This window comes from Neofamilia massiliensis, assembly GCF_001299475.1.
GTDB lineage: Bacteria > Bacillota > Clostridia > Tissierellales > Peptoniphilaceae > Neofamilia > Neofamilia massiliensis.
The window spans coordinates 516096-529335 of record NZ_CYUJ01000002.1 but is presented as its reverse complement, the minus strand read 5'-3'; the positions used below and the strand labels follow the sequence as shown (position 1 = coordinate 529335).

Below are 13240 nucleotides of genomic sequence, written 5' to 3'. Positions count from 1 at the left end.
TAAGATTTTTTCTTCTTGGTTAGGCTTTAGGCTGAGACTTTTTAATTTTTGCATTTTAATTTTTTAATTTAAACAAAATAATCATCCCCCGGCGTAGCCGGGGGTTTTTCTCATGCGGCCCAAAGGGCCTGTATTACCAGCCACGCCTCAATGGCGTTGGTTAGTCCGCCACTTGTAACTTTTACTTGCTACCCTTTAAAAGGGTCAACTACATCAAATGTTAGTTGTTCGCTTAACTGATCTTGTTTTAATTGGTTTTGGATATATTCTTGGATTGCTTTTGCATTTTTACCTGCTGTGTCTACATAATATCCTCTACACCAAAACTGTCTTCCTCTGTATTTATATTTTAAATTTCCCCATCTTTCATATATCATTATGCTACTCTTTCCTTTTAAAAATCCCATAAAACTTGATACTGATAGTTTTGGTGGTATTTCTACTAACATATGAATATGATCTGGGCATACTTCCGCTTCTATTATGTTTACTTCTTTCCAGCTACATAATTCTCGAAGTATTTGTCCTATTTCTAATCTTTTGCTTCCGTAAAATTCTTTTCTCCTATATTTTGGTGCAAATACTATATGGTATTTACAGTTCCATTTTGTATGTGATAAACTATGTTTGTCATTTATTGATGACATTTTCTTACCTCCTTGATATTTTTTATTGCAGTTGGCGAACTACAATTTAATTATATATCATTGGAGGTTTTTTGTTGGTTTTTCATCGCTAAAGCTATACTGAACCCCCAGTCTAACTGGGGGTTTTCTTCTTACAAAAAAAGACTTGAGAACAAGTTAATGTCCTCAAGTCTAATTTTTAATATTAATATTCTAAGCTAGAAAGTCTTACATAGTTTTGGTATCTATGTTTAGCATCTTTTTCTGCTTGTTCGTATAGTTGTTCAGCAACGTCTGGTTGTGATCTTTGAAGAGTCTTGTATCTAACTTCACCAAGGATAAAGTCTCTGAAGCTTTCTGTTGGTTCTTTAGAGTCAAGTTGGAAAGGATTCTTTCCTTCTTCTTCAAGTCTTGGGTCATATCTGAATAGGTGCCAGTATCCTGCTGCAACTGCTTGTTTTTCTCTTGTTTGAGTTCTGCCCATTCCACCTTTAATACCGTGGTTGATACATGGTGCATAAGCAATTACTAGAGATGGTCCGTCATATGATTCTGCTTCTTTTATTGCTTTAAGAGCTTGTGCTTGGTTGGCTCCCATTGCAATTTGAGCTGAATATACATAGCCATAAGATGCCATCATTAGACCTAGGTCTTTCTTTCTTACTCTCTTACCTGAAGCTGCGAATTGTGCAATTGCTGCTGTTGGTGTAGCTTTTGAAGCTTGGCCACCTGTGTTAGAGTAAACTTCTGTATCGAATACTAGGATGTTAATGTCTTCGCCTGATGCTAGAACGTGGTCTAATCCACCAAAGCCGATGTCATATGCCCATCCGTCTCCACCGAATACCCAAACTGATCTCTTAATGATATAGTCTTTGATTCCGTCAAGGTCTTTTAGAAGTTGGTCTGCTTCTTTATTACCAGTTGATTTTTCAAGTAGTGGTAGAACTTTTGCATAAACTTCTTTAGTTGTCTTAACGTCTCTTTCGTTGTCTAACCATTTTTGGAAGATGTCGTTTAGGTCGCTATCAACTTTAAGTTCGATAAAGTCTTCCATGATTTGTCTAATTCTAACTCTTTGTTGTTTTACTCCAAGTAACATACCAAAGCCGAATTCAGCATTGTCTTCAAATAGTGAGTTAGCCCAAACTGGTCCACATCCGTGTTGGTTTACAGTGTAAACTGATGCTGGAGCTGATCCACCCCAAATTGAAGAACATCCTGTAGCGTTAGCTATCATCATTCTGTCTCCGAATAATTGTGTTACAAGTTTTGCATATGGAGTTTCTCCACAACCTGCACATGCTCCAGAGAATTCAAGTAATGGTTGGATAAATTGAGTATTTTTAACATTTGTTGGTTCAATGTCAAGTTCTTCAACTTTGTTTCTAAGTGACATTGCAAATTCCCAATTTCCTTCTTGGTGTTCATATTGTTCTTCAAGTGGCTTCATAATTAAAGCTTTTTCTTTAGCTGGACATACGTCAGCACAGTTTCCGCATCCTGTACAGTCAAGAGTTGAAACTTGAATCTTGTATTCCATTCCATCTAAGCCCTTACCTCTAGCTGCAATAGTGTTGAAGTTTTCTGGCTTGTTCTTAGCTTCTTCTTCGTCTAGTAAGAATGGTCTAATAACTGCGTGTGGACATACATATGAACATTGGTTACATTGGATACAGTTTTCAGCTTGCCATTCTGGTACGTTTACTGCTATACCACGTTTTTCGTAAGCTGATGTTCCTGCTGGGAATGTACCGTCTTCCATTCCTGTAAAGGCAGATACTGGAAGGTCGTTACCTTCTTGTCTAACCATTGGTGTAAGAATGTTTTTGATGAATTCTGGTCTCTTGTCTTCGCCAGTTTCTTCGTCTTTTGCGTCTTTCCAGTTAGCTGGAATTTCGATTTCAACGATCTTGTCTATACCTGCATCTACTGCTGCATAGTTCATGTTAACTATGTCTTCACCCTTGTGGCCATAGTTAGCTACAATAGATTCTTTTAGTTTTTCTACTGCTAGGTCTAGTGGAATAACTTGAGAAAGTTTGAAGAATGCTGATTGCATAATCATGTTAGTTCTTCCGCCAAGTCCAATGTCAGCAGCTATTTTTGTTGCGTTAATTGTGTAGAATTTAATATCATTTTCAGCAATGAATCTCTTCATTGATGCTGGTAAATGTTCTTCTAATTCTTCTGGAGACCAAAGTGTATTTAATAGGAATGTTCCACCTTTCTTTAGGCCTCTTAGGATGTTATATCTTGTTACATAAGATTGAACTGAACAAGAAATAAAGTCTGGTTCTTGAATTAAATAAGTTGATGTGATTGGGTGGTTACCAAATCTTAAGTGAGACATTGTAACGCCTGATGTTTTCTTTGAGTCATAGTCAAAGTAACCTTGGGCATACATGTCCGTGTTGTCACCAATAATCTTAATAGCAGATTTGTTAGCTCCAACTGTTCCGTCTCCACCAATACCCCAGAACTTACATTTTACTGTTCCTTCTGGTTCAGTAGTAATTTTTTCTGATTGGTCAAGAGATAGGTTAGTAACGTCATCAACTATACCAATTGTAAATTCTTCTTTTGGTTCATCTTTAGCAAGTTCTTTGTATACTGCTAGGATTTGAGATGAAGTTGTGTTCTTAGAACCTAGTCCGAATCTACCTCTAATTATAGTAGGTTGTTTTTCTTCGTTATAGAACATTGAAACAACGTCTTTATATAGTGGTTCTCCAGCTGATCCCTTTTCTTTTGTTCTGTCTAGAACAGCAATTTTTTCTACTGTCTTAGGAAGAACGTTCATAAAGTATTTCTTAGAGAATGGTCTGAATAGGTGAACTTTAATTACACCAACTTTTTCTCCCTTAGCTTCTAGGTAGTCAATTGTTTCTTCAATTGTATCTGTTACAGATCCCATAGCTACTATAACTTTTGTAGCATCTTTGTCTCCATAGTATACAAATGGTTTATATTCTCTACCAGTAAGTCTAGTCATATCTTCCATGTATTTGTTAGCTACATCTGGAACAGCTAGGTAGTGTTCGTTTGAGCCTTCTATTTGTTGGAAGTAAATATCTGGGTTTTGTGCTGTACCCCTAGTTACTGGAGCTGATGGTCTCATTGAGTGGTCTCTAAACTTTTGAACTGCTTCGTAGTCTAATAATTCTCTTAGGTCTTCGTAGTCCATAAGTTCGATTTTTTGAATTTCGTGAGAAGTTCTAAATCCGTCAAAGAAGTGTAGGAATGGAACTCTAGTCTTAATTGATGTTAAGTGAGCAACTGATCCTAAGTCCATAACTTCTTGAACTGAACCTGATGCTAGCATTGCAAAGCCTGTTTGTCTTGCTGCCATAACGTCTTGGTGGTCACCAAAGATTGATAGTGCATGAGAAGCTATTGCTCTAGCTGATACGTGGAAAACTCCTGGTAATAATTCACCAGCAATTTTGTACATGTTAGGTATCATAAGTAATAAGCCTTGTGAAGCTGTAAATGTTGTAGTTAATGCACCTGCTTGAAGTGAGCCGTGAACAGCTCCTGCTGCTCCTGCTTCTGATTGCATTTCTGTTACCTTAACTTTTTGGCCGAATAGGTTAAGTCTTCCTTCTGAAGACCATGTGTCTACATATTCTGCCATGTCTGATGATGGAGTAATTGGGTAGATCGCTGCAACGTCTGTAAATGCATATGAAATATATGCTGCTGCTTGATTACCTGACATACTCTTCATAATCTTAGTCATAAATACCCCCTATAAAAATTTAAATAGTTTAATAACTTTTCGTTCTAATTATATATCTAAAATTCTAATAATGCAAATTTTAAAGTGTGAAAATTCCTAAAGTTTTTGTAAAGTTAGTAAAATGATTTTATTAATTATTTTTCTTTCTTTCTTTGATTTTTTCTAAGACCCTATTGTTTAATTCTATAGCTGCGTTGTAGCCTAGTTTTTTTTGGATGTGGTTTCTAGATGCAACTTCTATTACTAGGGCTATATTTCTACCTGGTTTCATTGGAATTGAAATTGTAGGTATGTTAGTTGATAGAATTTCTGTATATGTTTCATCAAAACCTAGTCTGTCATAGGACTTATCCATGTCCCAATTTTCTAATTCTATTACTAGGTCAATTTCTTGGGTTTGCTTTACTGATCCAACTCCATAAAGTCTTTCTATATCTAAGATTCCAACTCCCCTTAGTTCCATAAAATGGCGGGTGAGTTCTGGAGATTCTCCTTCTAAATAATCATTGACCTTAGTTATTTCAACTATGTCATCTGAAATTAATCTGTGGCCTCTTGAAACTAAGTCGAGGGCTGTTTCAGATTTTCCTATGCCTGACTTTCCTGTTAATAAAACTCCTAGGCCATAAATTTCTATAAGTACTCCGTGGATAGAAATCTTTGGCGCAAGTTTTTTTGATGCCAGGGTATAGTAGTCGTTCATAAATTTTGAAGTTGTAGATGAAGTTAATAAAAGAGTCTTATCTTTTTTTATGGCCGCTTCTTTTAATTCATCTGAAATCACATTTGAATTTGTAACAACTATGGCTGGAATTTCTAATTTTAAATAGTTTTCTATTCTCTCCTTCCTAGTCGCCCTTTCTAAACTTTCTAAGTATTGAGTTTCTGCATTGCCAATTAGCTGCAGCCTTGAACCTGAAAATTCTTCATAAAAGCCAACTAGCTGCAGGCCAGGTCTGTTTACTTCGCTAGTATTAATTTGTGCTTCTTTATAGTCTCTGGCCAGATGAATTATTTCTAAATTAATATTTTTTAGTAATTCTTCTACAGTAAAATACTTTTCCATTATTCCCCCTTAAAATAATCGTAAATATCTTTTGCAACTTTTTTATTTATTCCATTAACTTTAGTCAGGTCTTCCATACTTGCAAGTTTTATTTTTTCTATAGACTTAAAGTGGTCGATAAGAGCCTTTTTTCTCTTTGGACCAACGCCTGAAATGTTGTCGAGTTCTGACTTATAAAATCTTGTTGACATTCTATTTCTGTGATAGGAAATTGCAAACCTGTGGGCTTCTTCTTGGATGATATAAATCATCCTAAATAGGTTGGTATTTACTGGAACTTCTATTTCAACATTTTCATAAATCACTCCCCTGGTTTGGTGGAAGTCATCTTTGACTAGACCACAAATTGGAATATCCAAGTTCAACTTTTCTAAAACTCCCTTGGCTATATTAATTTGGCCCTTGCCTCCGTCCATCATTATTAAATCTGGAAAGAGGTGGAAGGATTCATTATTGTCATCACGGTTTACCAGTCTTTTAAATCTCCTAGTTAGCACTTCTTCTAGGGACTGGTAGTCGTCATTTTTATTTTCCCTAAGTTTAAACTTTCTGTAGTCAGATCTTTTAGCCTCACCATTTTCAAAGACGACCATGGCCCCAACACTTTGGTCTCCAGCATAGTGGGAAATGTCATAGGCTTCTATTCTATGTGGAAGATTTTTTAAGCCTAACATCTCTTGAAGATTTTCTAGGTTTTCACGGTTAATTTTATTTCTCTTAGTGTACCTGTCTGAATGTTTTAATAACATGTCTAAGGCATTTTTCTTAGCAAGTTTTAAAAGGTCGACATTTTCTCCTCTTTGTGGATTTATAATCCTAAGAGTCTGGCCTTTAAGTTTTGTAAGAAATTCTTCTATTAGGTCTTGGTCATCTAGCCTGTCTTCTATAATTATTTCGTTGGGCATTTGCGAATAGCCCATATAATACTGCTTTATAAAGGCTGCTAAAATTTCTTCCCTGCTGTCATCTGCAATGTCGTTTATAAAATAGTGTTCCCTGCCTAGGACCTTGCCTCCGCGGACAAAGAAAATTTGTATACAGGCATTTTCTTCTCCCTTGGCTAGACCAATTACGTCCTTGTCTATAAAGGACAAGGTGTCTACACTTTGTTTGGTAAAGAGATTTTGTAAAAACTCAATAGTGTTCCTACATTTAGCTGCCTTTTCAAAGTCTAGGTCACTTGATGCCTGGTACATTTCACTTTCTAAACTTGAAATAAGGTCTGATTTTTTTCCATCTAAAAAGTCCTTGGCCGCATTTATTTTTTCTCTGTAAGCTTCTTCTGAAATTAATCCAGCACAAGGGCCGTCACAAAGTCCAAGATGGTAATTTAGGCAGACCTTGTAGGTCTTGTCTTTTCTATTTAGATTTAGACCACAAGTTCTAATCTTATAGTACTTGTTTAAAAACTCTATTGATTCGTTTACAGAAATTGCAGATGAAAAGGGGCCATAGTATATTGCCCCATCATCTTTAGGTGCCCTAGTCTTTGTTATTTTAGGAAACCTGTCTCTAATATTTATTTTTATATAGGGAAATTGCTTGTCATCTTTCAATAAAATATTGTACTTAGGCATATTGGATTTTATTAAATTCTGCTCAAGAATTAATGACTCAACTTCGTTTTCTACTATTATATATTCAAACTCTTCTATGTGATCTACCATACTTGAGACCTTGCGATTAGTAAGAGTGTTTTGAAAATATTGTCTTAGCCTATTTCTAAGATTTTTGGCCTTGCCTACATAAATTATCGTTCCTACCTGGTCTTTCATTATATAAACTCCAGGTTTTGTTGGAACCTTGGCCAAGGCTTCTTTTATATCAAACATAGTCTATATGGCTTTTGTTACTTCTTTTAGCCAGTCTGACTCCTCTCTGGTTAAATATTTAGAAATTTTTTCGTAGACTTCCTTGTGGTAGTCGTTGATAATTTTTTTGTCTAAGTCGTTTAATAGTGAAGGATCAATTGCTTCAAGGTCTATTGGCACAAAGGACATACATTCAAATTTTAAAAACTTGCCATCAAGAGTCTCGCCATCTTCAACAACCAAGACAACATTTTCTGTTCTAATGCCGTGTTTACCTTCCTTGTAAACTCCTGGTTCAATGGTTACTACCATACCTGGCTCAATAGCTGCTCCAGCTGATCTTGGTGAAATACCTTGTGGTCCTTCGTGAACTCCTAAGAAATATCCAACGCCGTGGCCTGTTCCACACTTGTAGTCAGACTTGTTTTGCCAAAGGGGTCTTCTACAAATTGCATCTAAGGCAAAGCCTGTTGTACCTGCTAAAAATATTGTAGTCATAAGGTCCATGTGGCCTTTTAATGTTAGAGTAAAGTCTTTCTTTTCTTCGTCTGTTAATTTTCCAAGAACGATTGTCCTAGTTGTGTCAGTTGTGCCGTCGTAGTATTGGCCACCTGAGTCAACTAATAAGAAACCTTCCTTTTCAAGTTTTTTTGCGCTATCTTTTTCTGCCTTGTAGTGCATCATTGCTGCATTTTCCTTGTAGGCAGAAATAGTACTAAAGGATGGTTCAACATAAAGGTCTTGGGCTTTTCTAAATTCTTCTAGCTTTTCTCCTACTGTGTATTCGTCTTCGGATTCTATATTTTCGTGGTGCTTTAGCCAGTAAATAAATTTTGTTAAGGCGACGCCATCTTTAATATAGGCGTGTTTTTGGTTTTTAATTTCTACATCGTTTTTTATAGCCTTTAACTTTGTTGTTAGATCAGTAATGTCTTTAACCTTTACTGATGGATCAAGGACTTTAAATATTGACCTGGCTGTTGTCTTCTTATCAAGGGCCAAAGTCATATTTCTTAGGTTGTTGGCCTTGGCAAAGACTTCACTGTATTTTAAATAGTCAATGTCGTTTTCTTTTAGATGGTCTAAAACTTCCATAGAGAGTTTTTCTTCTTCTATAAAGAGAATCGCAGACTTTTTATCAACATAGGCGTAGGCAGTTACAACTGGGTTGTTGGCAATGTCTGAACCTCTTAGGTTGTAAAGCCAGGCTATGTCAGCTAGAGAAGAAATAATTGTTCCGTCTACTTCTTCTTCGTCGAATTTTTCTCTAAGATCATTTATTTTTTCCTTGGCAGATAGACCTGTATATTTAAGTTCGTGAATAAAGGCTGGGTCTTTTTTTATTTCTGGCCTGTCAGTCCAAAGTTCAGTAATTAAATCATAGTCATCTACTAGGTCTATGCCCCTATTTTTACAAATCTTTTCATAGGACTCGTAGTCGCTTTGAGATAAAATATTTCTATCTACTCCCAGTCTTCTTCCCTCAGGAAGTAATTTTTCTATAGTTTTAAAAATATTTGGATAGCCTGGTGTTGCCATCTTCATCATTTCAAAGTCCGAGCCTGCGATTTCCTTTTGGCATTGGACAAAGTATCTGCCGTCAGTCCAAATTAGGGCCTGGTCATTAGTAACTAAAACCAAGGCATTTGATCCTGAAAAGTTAGTCAGCCATTTTATTTGTCTATATCTGTCTGGTAGGTATTCAGAAAAATGTGGGTCAGAGTTAGAAACTACATAGGCATCTAACCTATACTCTGCCATTAAATTTCTAAGCATACCAAGTTTTTGATTTACGTCCATTATAATCACCTCATGTTTTTCAAAAAAATTTTCTTAACTTAATTATATACTAAAATCCTTTCTTCTTCCAAGGTCTTAGCCTTTAAAATTATTTTATCTCTAGACTAGGTCCTTGACTTTTGTGAAGGGGTTTTTAATTTTATCTATAGTTGCCTTTTTAGCTGCCTTGGAAATTGACTTAATAACTTCGGCGCTGTTAGATACAATTATAGTTCCTAGCTGGCCAGTTGCTTCAATAAAGGCTCCCTTTCTCAAGGACTTTTTATCTAAGTCAAGGCTTGATGATAAGTACCTTGATGCAACAATGCCAACTCTAAGAGTTAATAAAGCATTTACTGATCCTTCTACAAGAGAATTTGTAATTAAATTTGCCAGGCCAACAGCTCCTGGGATGGCAGAAATTATAGACGAAGATAAGAGGCCAGTTAAAACTGGTTCAAGTTGTTCTTCAATTAGGTCCAAGTCTTCTATAGACGCTGCCACTAGGACAACTGAAGCAATTTGGCTGTAGAGATAAATAACTCTTTTAAAGTCTGGTCTGTTTTCGTAAACTTCTATAATTTGATAGACCATTACACCTAAAGTAAATAAAACACTAAGTGAATCTAAAACTCCATTTTGAGAAATAGCTGTTGTTATAAAAACTGAGTTAGCGTTTTTTCTAGTCACTGCCATAGCCTGATTCTTTAAAAGTTCATCTGTCTCTCTTAGGATCTTTTCAGTATCTTTTCCTTCAAAGTTGTATCCTAATTTTAAAAGAGTTTTATTTTTCTTAAGTCTTCTAATTCTTTCGGCCTTAAAGTTTTCGATTTCTTCCTTGCTTGGATTTTTTGGAAGTTTCTTTACTTTTGGATACTTAAAGATTACAAAAACTTGTAAAAATATTAGGATGGCTAGTAAAATCACTGTCAGTCCTGCTCCTAAAATCCCTAAGACTGGGTGAATTTCTGATAGGTTTTTATAAATTGAAATTGTTTGGTTTAAAACAATAATTGAAAATAAGCCTAGAAACAAAAATAAGATTCCTAAAAAATAATATTTAAGTTTGTTCATATTAATCCCTCCTTCTATTTGCTATTATAACCTATTTATAAAAAAATAATTGTCTTGTAAATAAAAAAACCGACCTAGTTTTAGATCAGTTTTCGTCTTTATAAAATTTCTCTAGGACCTGAACCAATATTAGATGAAAGGATCTCCGCATCAAGTCCTGTTTGGTCTTTGTAATAGGCTTTAACTTTTTTAGAAAATTCGTCTATAGAATTTTTTTCAACTAGGGCTATGGCACAACCTGAAAATCCTGCGCCAGTCATTCTAGCACCTAGGCAGCCGTCAACTTGTCTGGCTCCTTCAGTTATTGCATCTAGCTCCCTGCCTGTAACTTCATAAAAGTCTCTTAGGGACTTGTGAGATTCATTTAAAAGCCTGCCCATTTTTTTATAATCAGCAGCTTCCATGGCCTTAACCATTTCTTTAACTCTAAGATTTTCTTCTACACAGTGTCTGGCCCTTTTATAAAGAGTCTTATCTTCAATATGAAGTAGAAGATCTTCCCAATTAGGATACTTAGCTAGCTGACAAAGATTATCTATGTCAACAAAGTCTTTTAAGATGTAAAGGGCCTTTTGGGTTTCTTGCCTTCTTTCATTGTACTTAGATTCGATTAGGGACCTTGGCTTGTTTGTATTTAAAATTAAAATTTCCAAATCCTTAAGGTCAACATCTATATAAGAATAGTCTAGAGTATTTGTATCTAAAAGTATGGCCGATCCCTTTCTTCCCATGGCTATGGCAAATTGGTCCATAATGCCAGTGTGAAGGCCTAAATATTCATTTTCTGTTTTCATGCCTACTTTGGCTAGGTCGAGATTTGAAATATTTAGATTAAAAAGATTGCTAATTACAAATCCAACTAAAACTTCTAAGGACGCTGAGGAAGATAGGCCCGATCCTGTTGGAATATTTCCTTCAATAACAAGATCGAAACCTTCAAAATCATAACCTGCTTCTTTTATAAACTTGGCCATGCCGCCTAGATAATTTAGCCAACCTAAGTCTCTATTGTAAGAAAGCTTATCTAAATCTAATTCACCATAGGAGTCTAAGTTAACTGAATAGGCGCAAATTTTATTAGTAGAGTTTTTTTCAGCACAGGCGTAAGTTCCAATTTCTATAGCACATGGAAGAACCTTGCCGCCGTTGTAGTCAATGTGTTCACCAATTATATTTATTCTAGATGGAGAAAAAAACTTTCTCGGCTCTTTGGAAAATTTTTCCTTAAAGATTTTTTCTGTATTAGCTAAAATTATTTTTTCATCCTTCATCTACACTGCTCCTATAGGCCCTTCTTAATTCTTCTGCTGTTTCTTCTACCCTTCTTGGATTGCCATGAACCCAGGCTGCAGTTTCAGAAGAGGCGTTGTATTTTATTGAGTTTTTCCCCCTTAGTGGCGGGAAGAATTTTACATTAAACCTATAAAAGTCATGAACTCCAGCATATTCAGGAGAATTTACAGGCTCTTGATAAATTGCCATCATATAGGGAAAGGGTTTATTATAAACATAGTCAAAGGCCTTAGTCAATTCTTTTAAGGTCTTAGCAAAGTCAGAAACTGTCTTATCAGTAAAGTCTGAAAAAGAACTAATCTTGTCCTTGGCTACAATATATGTTTCAAAAGGATAGTTGGCAAAAAATGGTAGGAAGACAATAAAAGAATCATTTTCAAAAATTATCCTCTCTTTAAAGGCTCTCTCTTCTTTTATTAGCCTGTCAAAAATATTTTCGCCTGTCTCCTTGAAATAGTCCATAGAATTTTTAAGTTCTAGTTTTAGTCTCAGTGGCATTTTTGCATAGGCATAAATTTGGCCGTGAGGGTGGATCATTGTAGTTCCAACTTCCTTGCCCTTATTTTCAAAAGGCATAATGTATTTTATTTTTTCATCGGTCTTTAAATCTTCAAATCTTTCCTGCCACAGCCTAACTAGTTTTTCTATATGGGCCTGGCTAAGGTCATAAAATTTTCCGTCATGGTCTGGGGAGTATAAAATAACTTCGCACTTGCCATAGGAATAATCTGTCTTATAAAAGTCTGATCCAACTTCATCTGGCTGAGGTGGGTTTTGAGACAGGATTGGAAAGTCGTTATCGTATTTTAAAACGTCATAGTCTGCTGGGACCTTACCTGAGTCTGGACAGAAAGGGCAAAAGTCCTTGGGCATGTCAGGTCTTTTTGACCTGTCTGCACTTACCATGGTCCAGTCATTTAAAAGTGGATTGTATCTTAATTCTGCCATTAATCATTTTCCTTTCTAAGTGTTAAAGTTAGCTCCCAAGTTTTTTCTTCCTTAGAGGCGATTTTTGAAAACTTATTGTTTTTAAAGGCCCTTTCTAAGGAGTCGTAGTAGCCTGAAGCTGGCTCTAGGGCAAAGTTATATTCGCCTTTTAGGCCGCCTTTAGTTAGCCAAAAACCTAGGTACTTGTTTATATCTGTAGTAAAGTTCATTTGAACCTTTAGTTTTTCTTTTTTATAGTAGATGTCTACATTTCCGTCTGCTATTTCATCTACAAAATAAAACTTATAGACATTTTTATCTGGATATTCATCAAGGTTTCTATAATCAAAGTCGTAAGGTTTTCCATCTATTACATTTAATATCTCTCCATCTTGACCAAAGTCAATTTCAACTTGGTCGCTATAAGTCATTAGGGCGTGAAAGGCCCAAAGATAAGGATGATCTTGTACAGTTGGATTTTTTAATTTGTAAGAAAACTTAACTTGGTCTCCGTCTAAAGTTATTTGTCTTTCTAAATCCAACTTTATTGAGTCGCATCTAACTTTTGAAACAAGTGATTCTTCTCTTATTTCAAAATCCCATTTTTGGGTCCAAAGGTCTCCATGGTCATTTAGTTTTTTGTAAGAATTTGGATAGAAGCAAGAGTCTATTGTCGGTAGCATCTCATCTATGCCTGACCTGTCATAGGCTTCAAAGTCATCTCCTAAGTTTGGTTCCTTGTAGGCCTTGTCACTTGGCTGAAATAAAAGTTCAAAGTCTAAGTCTTTTTTATAAATTGAAACTACCTTGGCTCCAAAGTCTTTTAATACTTTTACTTGAAGCTGATCATTTTCTAAAATATAGACGTCTTTATTAAAGTGTTTGCCTGAGTATATTTTCATTTTTATCTCCTTTAATAAAA

General features: G+C 35.5%; 9 protein-coding genes. All 9 read right to left on the bottom strand.

Translation table 11 applies throughout. The features are described 5' to 3' along the window. Positions 1-188: 188 nt before the first annotated feature. The 9 genes from tnpA to BN2667_RS02500 all read right to left on the bottom strand — a co-directional run bounded on the left by tnpA (position 189) and on the right by BN2667_RS02500 (position 13220). Positions 189-638 (bottom strand): IS200/IS605 family transposase, encoded by a 450-nt coding sequence (gene tnpA / locus BN2667_RS02540; protein WP_154865151.1) that lies wholly within the window; start codon positions 636-638, stop codon positions 189-191. A gap of 193 nt (positions 639-831) precedes the next feature. Then, positions 832-4368 (bottom strand): pyruvate:ferredoxin (flavodoxin) oxidoreductase, encoded by a 3537-nt coding sequence (nifJ, locus tag BN2667_RS02535; protein ID WP_054251755.1) that lies wholly within the window; start codon positions 4366-4368, stop codon positions 832-834. A 130-nt stretch (positions 4369-4498) separates the two neighbouring features. Continuing rightward, a complete protein-coding gene (gene hprK / locus BN2667_RS02530) occupies positions 4499-5434 on the bottom strand; it encodes an HPr(Ser) kinase/phosphatase (protein WP_054251754.1) in 936 nt (311 codons plus the stop codon). Continuing rightward, positions 5434-7266 (bottom strand): excinuclease ABC subunit UvrC, encoded by a 1833-nt coding sequence (uvrC, locus tag BN2667_RS02525; protein WP_054251753.1) that lies wholly within the window; start codon positions 7264-7266, stop codon positions 5434-5436. Before uvrC ends, hprK begins: the two co-directional genes overlap by 1 nt. Before the next feature lie 3 nt (positions 7267-7269). Continuing rightward, positions 7270-9045, bottom strand: coding sequence for an aminopeptidase P family protein (locus tag BN2667_RS02520; RefSeq protein WP_054251752.1), 1776 nt, complete (start codon positions 9043-9045; stop codon positions 7270-7272). A 99-nt stretch (positions 9046-9144) separates the two neighbouring features. Continuing rightward, on the bottom strand, positions 9145-10098 hold the full coding sequence (locus tag BN2667_RS02515) for a DUF697 domain-containing protein (RefSeq protein ID WP_054251751.1): 954 nt from the start codon (positions 10096-10098) through the stop codon (positions 9145-9147). 98 nt (positions 10099-10196) lie between these two features. Further along, positions 10197-11369 (bottom strand): galactokinase, encoded by a 1173-nt coding sequence (locus BN2667_RS02510; RefSeq protein ID WP_054251750.1) that lies wholly within the window; start codon positions 11367-11369, stop codon positions 10197-10199. Beyond that, positions 11359-12339 carry a galactose-1-phosphate uridylyltransferase gene (gene galT / locus BN2667_RS02505; RefSeq protein ID WP_054251749.1) on the bottom strand — a complete coding sequence of 327 codons (981 nt, stop codon included), beginning with the start codon at positions 12337-12339 and terminating at the stop codon, positions 11359-11361. The genes BN2667_RS02510 and galT overlap by 11 nt, the downstream gene beginning before the upstream one ends. Further along, positions 12339-13220 (bottom strand): aldose epimerase family protein, encoded by an 882-nt coding sequence (locus BN2667_RS02500; protein WP_054251748.1) that lies wholly within the window; start codon positions 13218-13220, stop codon positions 12339-12341. Before BN2667_RS02500 ends, galT begins: the two co-directional genes overlap by 1 nt. Between the last annotated feature and the right edge of the window lie 20 nt (positions 13221-13240).

What these genes read in the sequence shown, in the direction of transcription:
- nifJ (WP_054251755.1), bottom strand. Translation starts at nt 4,368, where the DNA reads ATGACTAAGATTATGAAGAGTATGTCAGGTAATCAAGCAGCAGCATAT.
- BN2667_RS02515 (WP_054251751.1), bottom strand. Translation starts at nt 10,098, where the DNA reads ATGAACAAACTTAAATATTATTTTTTAGGAATCTTATTTTTGTTTCTA.
- hprK (WP_054251754.1), bottom strand. Translation starts at nt 5,434, where the DNA reads ATGGAAAAGTATTTTACTGTAGAAGAATTACTAAAAAATATTAATTTA.
- uvrC (WP_054251753.1), bottom strand. Translation starts at nt 7,266, where the DNA reads ATGTTTGATATAAAAGAAGCCTTGGCCAAGGTTCCAACAAAACCTGGA.
- BN2667_RS02520 (WP_054251752.1), bottom strand. Translation starts at nt 9,045, where the DNA reads ATGGACGTAAATCAAAAACTTGGTATGCTTAGAAATTTAATGGCAGAG.
- BN2667_RS02510 (WP_054251750.1), bottom strand. Translation starts at nt 11,369, where the DNA reads ATGAAGGATGAAAAAATAATTTTAGCTAATACAGAAAAAATCTTTAAG.
- BN2667_RS02500 (WP_054251748.1), bottom strand. Translation starts at nt 13,220, where the DNA reads ATGAAAATATACTCAGGCAAACACTTTAATAAAGACGTCTATATTTTA.
- galT (WP_054251749.1), bottom strand. Translation starts at nt 12,339, where the DNA reads ATGGCAGAATTAAGATACAATCCACTTTTAAATGACTGGACCATGGTA.